The following is a 5,083-nucleotide window of genomic DNA, read 5'->3' as shown; positions in this document are numbered from 1 at the left end:
CCCGGCGGCGCGCGTCGGCAGTTCGTGGTGATGGGCGCGGAAACCCACGTCTGCGTACTGCAGACGGTGCTCGGCCTGCTGGCCGCCGGGCGCGAGGTGTTCGTGGTGGACGAGGCGGTGGGTTCGCGCACGCCGCGCGACAAGGCCCTGGGCCTGGCGCGGATGCAGCGCGCCGGGGCGACGATCGTCTCGCGCGAGATGGTCGCCTTCGAGTGGCTGGAGCAGGCCGGCAGCGAGCTGTTCCGCCAGGTCAGTCGCGAGTTTATCCGCTAGCGTTATCACGCGGCTTGCTGGGTTCCCGCCTGCGCGGGAATGACCAATCCAACTCCCGTCATCCCCGCGAAGGCGGGGATCCACTCGTGTCGCGATACGAATGATCTGTCGCTTTCCGTGGCCGTGCGGAGGATGGATCACGCTTCGCCGATCCAGGGCTCTGGCGGATGTGAAAAGCGACATCCACGCCAGGGTCAGGGCCGTCCGTCCGCTGGCGGGGAAAGGGCCGGCAACTGTTCTACTGTGGTGGGGTATGCGCCGCGCGGGCGGCGCCCTTCACTCGCTACAGGAGCAGAAGCGATGGGCAAGAAGATCCTGGTGGTGCTGACCAGCGTGGCCAAGTATCCCAACCTCGACCGGGCCACCGGTCTGTGGCTGGGCGAGGCGGTGCATTTCGTCAAGAAACTGCAGGCGGACGGTCACACGGTGGACTACGTCAGCCCGTTGGGCGGCTATACGCCCATCGACCCGCACAGCCTGTCGATGGCCGAGCCGGTGGACTGGCAGTGGTATCAGGACAAGGCCTTCATGAACCGCCTCGGCACCACCCTGCGCCCGGATCAGGTCAAGGCCGAGGACTACGCCGCGATCTACTACGCCGGCGGCCACGGGGTGATCTGGGACTTCCCCGACAACGCCGCGCTGCAGGCGCTGGCGCGCGATATCTACGAGGCCGGCGGGGTGGTGTCCTCGGTCTGCCACGGCGCGGTGGGCCTGCTCAATATCAAGCTGTCCGACGGCGCGCTGCTGGTGGCCGGCAAGCGTGTCACCGGCTTCTCCAATACCGAGGAGAAGCTCGCCCAGCTGGACCAGCACGTGCCCTTTCTCACCGAGACCGAGCTGGTCCGGCGTGGCGCCCACTACGAGAAGGCGCCGGAGCCCTGGCTGCCGTTCGCCATCGCCGACCAGCGCCTGATCACCGGGCAGAACCCGGCCTCCGGCGGGCCGGTGGCCGATCTGGTGCTGGCCGAGCTGCAGCAGGGGGCGGCGCCCGAGGGCATGGTCGGGGCCTGAGGCGCCCCATTCCCTTGTCCCGCCGCTGGCGCTAGAGTGCGCCGCTACTGCCACACAGGCAGGGCGGCGCACTGGGCGGAGCGGGCATGACGATCACTTCCTGGCTGGTTATCGGCCTGTTCTTTTTCACCTACCTGGGCATGGCCGCCGGCGGCGTGCGCGGGCTGCGCATCGACCGCAGCTGGATCGCCGGCTGCGCCGCGGTGCTGTTGCTGGTCAGCGGCGCGCTGAGCATGGACGAGGCGGCGCGGCACCTGGATGCCGGGGCGTTGCTGCTGTTGCTGGCGCTGATGCTGATTTCCGCGCAGTTCGACTTCTCCGGGGTGTACGCCTGGCTCAACCAGTACCTGACCCACCATGCCCGGCGCCCGGCGCTGCTGCTGGCCGGGGTGGTGCTGCTCGGCGGGCTGCTCTCGGCGCTGCTGGTCAACGATATCGTCGCCTTCGCCCTGACCCCGCTGCTGTGCCACAGCCTGCAGCTGCGCGGCCTCGACCCGCGGCCGTTTCTCCTGGCCCTGGCGCTGTCGTGCAACGCCGGCTCGGCCGCCAGCCTGATCGGCAACCCGCAGAACATCCTCATCGGTCAGGCCGGCGGCCTGGATTTCTGGGGCTACCTGGCCCTGGCCGCGCCGGTGGCGCTGCTGGCCATGGCCATCGTCTACGCCGTGCTCTGGCTGCAGTGGCGGGGGCGCTGGGGCACGCCGCAGCCGCTGCCGGCGGAGGAAACCCCGGCGGCGCGCATCTACGGCGCGCACAGCTACCTCAAGCCGCTGGCGGCCAGCCTGGCGCTGCTGGCGCTGTTCGCCACGGCGCTGCCGCGCGAGCTGTCGGCGTTGCTGGTGGCGGCGCTGGTGATGGTGTCGCGGCGGGTGGACAGCCGCGACTACGTGCACAAGGTGGACTGGAACCTGCTGCTGCTGTTCGCCGGGCTGTTTCTGGTCAGCGGCGCGGCGCTGGAGCTGCCGGAGCTGGCCGGCGCCGGCCACTGGCTCGCCGAACAGGGGTTGTTGCCGCAGGGGGTGTGGGCGCTGGCCTCGGCCTCGCTGCTGGCCAGCAACCTGATCGGCAACGTGCCCTTCGTGGTGCTGCTGCTGGGCCTGCTGCCGGAACTGTCGGAGCCGGTGCTGGTGGGCCTGGCGCTGATGTCGACCCTGGCCGGCAACCTGCTGCTGATCGGCAGCGTGGTCAACCTGATCGTCGCCGAGGGCGCGAAGCGCCAGGGCGTGCGCATCGGCTTCGTCGACTATGCCCGCAGCGGCGTGCCGGTGACCCTGCTGAGCATGACCGCGGCTGGCTTGTGGCTGGGCCTGGGCGGCTGGTTGCCCTGGTAGAAGCGGCAGAGCGGCGCACTGCCTCGCGACCACTGCATGGATGCAGGAGCTAGAGCGACGCCGGATGCCAACGCCGCGTACGCCCTACTTCGCGGATACGCCTCGAGTGGCTGGCTCAACCCCAGTGGCTTTTTCGCCAGGTGCTGCGCTGCTCGGCATCCTGGAAGGTCCAGGCCACCAGGCGGCTCTGCTTCTGGCCCTGGGCCATGCCCAGCACCCGCACCTCACTCGCGCCGGCCTTGGCCAGCCAGCCTTGCAGCAGTTCGACGTTGCCGCCCTTGGACACCAGGCTGCTGAACCACAGCAGCTGCTCGGCCACCTGCGCGCTCTCGCTGGCCATGCGCTTGAGGAAGGCCGCCTCGCCGCCCGGGCACCACAGCTCGGCGGCCTGGCCGCCGAAGTTGAGCACCGGCAGCTTGCGCTTGGGGTCGAGCTTGCCGAGGTTGCGCCACTTGCGCGTGCTGCCGCGGCTGGCGTCGTCGGCGCTGGCGTGGAAGGGCGGGTTGCACAGGCTCAGGTCGAAGCGTTCGCCGGGCTGCAGCAGGCCCTGGAAGATGTGTTCGGCATTGGCCTGCTGGCGCAGCTCGACGGCGCCGCTCAGCTGCGGGTTGGCGGCGACTATGGCGCGAGCCGAGGCCAGCGCCTCGGCGGCGATATCGGCGCCGGTGAAGTGCCAGCCGTATTCGCAGTGGCCGATCAGCGGGTAGATGCAGTTGGCGCCGACGCCGATATCCAGGGCGCGGATGGCGCCGCCACGCGGGATCTGCCCGGCATTTTCGCTGGCCAGCAGATCGGCGAGGTTGTGCAGGTAGTCGGCGCGCCCGGGGATCGGCGGGCACAGGTAGCCGTCGGGAATGTCCCAGTGCTCGATGCCGTAGAACTGCTTGAGCAGGGCGCGGTTGAATACTTTCACGGCGGCCGGGTCGGCGAAGTCGATGCTCGGCTTGCCGTAGGGGTTGGCGATGACGAAGCGGCCCAGATCGGGGCTGAGCTGGATCAGCGCGGGAAAGTCGTAATGGCCCTGGTGGCGGTTGCGCGGGTGCAGCTGGCCCTTGGCCGGAGCGGTCTTGACGGCGGGCGGGGCGGGCTTGCGCGGGCGTTTCGGCGGCTGGGGCATGGTGGGCATCTGGCGGGTCGGGGCGCGGGATTTTCCCACAGCCAGGCCTGGCGCGCAGCCGCGGCGTCTCGCGCCTCTGCGCGGCTGAAGCCGCTTCTAGGGGCGCGTACGGTGTACTGCATGCCCCTGCAGGGTGTCGCGGGGCCGCCTAGGCCGTGCGCACCGCAGAAGTTCAGAGCGGAAAGATCAGCGGTACCAGCAGCACGCTGACGACCATCACCAGCAGGGTGAAGGGCACGCCGATACGTACGAAGTCGCCGAAGCGGTACTGGCCGGGGCCGAGCACCAGGGTGTTGACCGGCGAGGAGATCGGCGTCATGAACGCCGCCGAGGCGGCCAGCGCCACGGTCATGGCGAAGGGCAGCGGCGAGGCGTCCAGTGCCTGCGCGGTGGCGATGGCCACCGGCGCCATCAGCACCGCGGTGGCGGTGTTGGAGATGAACAGGCCGATCAGCGCGGTCAGGGCGAACAGGCTGGCGAGGATCAGGTAGGGCCCGGCGCCGCCCAGGCCGCCGACCAGCAGCTGGACCGCCAGCTCGACGCCGCCGGTCTGCTGCAGCGCCTGGGCGAAGGGCAGCATGCCGACGATCAGGATCAGCGTCGGCCAGTGGATGGCGCGGTAGGCGCTGTCCAGATCGATGCAGCGAAACGCGCCCAGCAGCAGGCAGGCGATCAGTGCGGCCAGCACGTTGGGCACCAGGCCGGAAACCATCAGCGCCACCATCACCGCCAGGCTGAGCAGGGCGTAGGGTGCCTTGCGCGCGGCGGGCGCCACCTCGGCCACTTCCGCCGGCAGGCTGAGCACCAGGAAATCGCGGCTCTGTGCCTGCAGGCGGTGGATGTCCTTCCACTCGCCGGCCACCAGCAGGCAGTCCGAGGCCTTGAGCTTCTCGTCCACCAGCAGGCCTTCCAGGGCACGGCCCTGGCGGCGCAGGCCGACCACGTTGAGCTTGTGCCGCGAGCGAAAGCCCAGTTCCTGGATGGTCTTGCCCGGCAGCTGCGACTCCGGCGGCAGCGCCACCTCGGCCAGGCCCAGTTGGTGGGCGTGCAGGCTGAAGTAGGAGTGCGGCAGCGGCATGGGTTCCAGGCCGAGTGCCTGGTAGCTGCCGAGCAGGCCGATGGCGGGGCTGGCGATGTCCACCAGCAGCACGTCGCCGGGCTCCAGCTGGGTGTTGCCGCTGGCCACCAGCAGCAGGGTGCGCAGGCGTCGGCGACGCTCGACGGCGATCACGTTGATGCCGTAGTCGCGGCGCAGCGCCAGCTCGTTGAGCACCTGGTTGGCCAGCGGCGAGTCGGCGCGCAGCTGCAGGCGCCGCTCGCGGCCGTTCAGGCGGTAGCGTTCGGCCAG

General features: G+C 70.2%; 5 protein-coding genes. 3 read left to right on the top strand and 2 right to left on the bottom strand.

Translation table 11 applies throughout. From position 1 onward, the window contains the following. The 3 genes from N878_RS12120 to N878_RS12110 all read left to right on the top strand — a co-directional run. Positions 1-273: isochorismatase family protein (locus tag N878_RS12120; RefSeq protein ID WP_021443917.1), on the top strand; the 273-nt coding region annotated here is incomplete at its 5' end. A 300-nt stretch (positions 274-573) separates the two neighbouring features. Beyond that, positions 574-1,287: a type 1 glutamine amidotransferase domain-containing protein gene (locus tag N878_RS12115; RefSeq protein WP_021443916.1), complete on the top strand. Its 714-nt coding sequence runs from the start codon at positions 574-576 to the stop codon at positions 1,285-1,287. Between the two features lie 86 nt (positions 1,288-1,373). Next, complete coding sequence (locus tag N878_RS12110; protein WP_021443915.1) at positions 1,374-2,618, top strand: SLC13 family permease; 1,245 nt, start codon at positions 1,374-1,376, stop codon at positions 2,616-2,618. A 115-nt stretch (positions 2,619-2,733) separates the two neighbouring features. On the opposite strand, the gene rlmF is transcribed toward N878_RS12110, so the two are convergent. Then, the gene (gene rlmF / locus N878_RS12105; RefSeq protein ID WP_031303088.1) at positions 2,734-3,735 is read right to left on the bottom strand and encodes a 23S rRNA (adenine(1618)-N(6))-methyltransferase RlmF; all 1,002 of its coding nucleotides are present in this window, start codon (positions 3,733-3,735) and stop codon (positions 2,734-2,736) included. Between the two features lie 172 nt (positions 3,736-3,907). Beyond that, positions 3,908-5,083, bottom strand: a 1,176-nt coding sequence (locus N878_RS12100; protein ID WP_021443913.1) for an SLC13 family permease, incomplete at its 5' end; no start/stop codon positions are given.

The organism is Pseudomonas sp. EGD-AK9 (assembly GCF_000465935.2).
Lineage (GTDB): Bacteria > Pseudomonadota > Gammaproteobacteria > Pseudomonadales > Pseudomonadaceae > Aquipseudomonas.
This window is presented reverse-complemented; position numbering and strand designations above follow the sequence as displayed.

Excerpts from the sequence above, each read along its gene's own strand:
- rlmF (WP_031303088.1), bottom strand. The coding sequence starts at position 3,735 with ATGCCCCAGCCGCCGAAACGCCCGCGCAAGCCCGCCCCGCCCGCCGTC.
- N878_RS12110 (WP_021443915.1), top strand. The coding sequence starts at position 1,374 with ATGACGATCACTTCCTGGCTGGTTATCGGCCTGTTCTTTTTCACCTAC.
- N878_RS12115 (WP_021443916.1), top strand. The coding sequence starts at position 574 with ATGGGCAAGAAGATCCTGGTGGTGCTGACCAGCGTGGCCAAGTATCCC.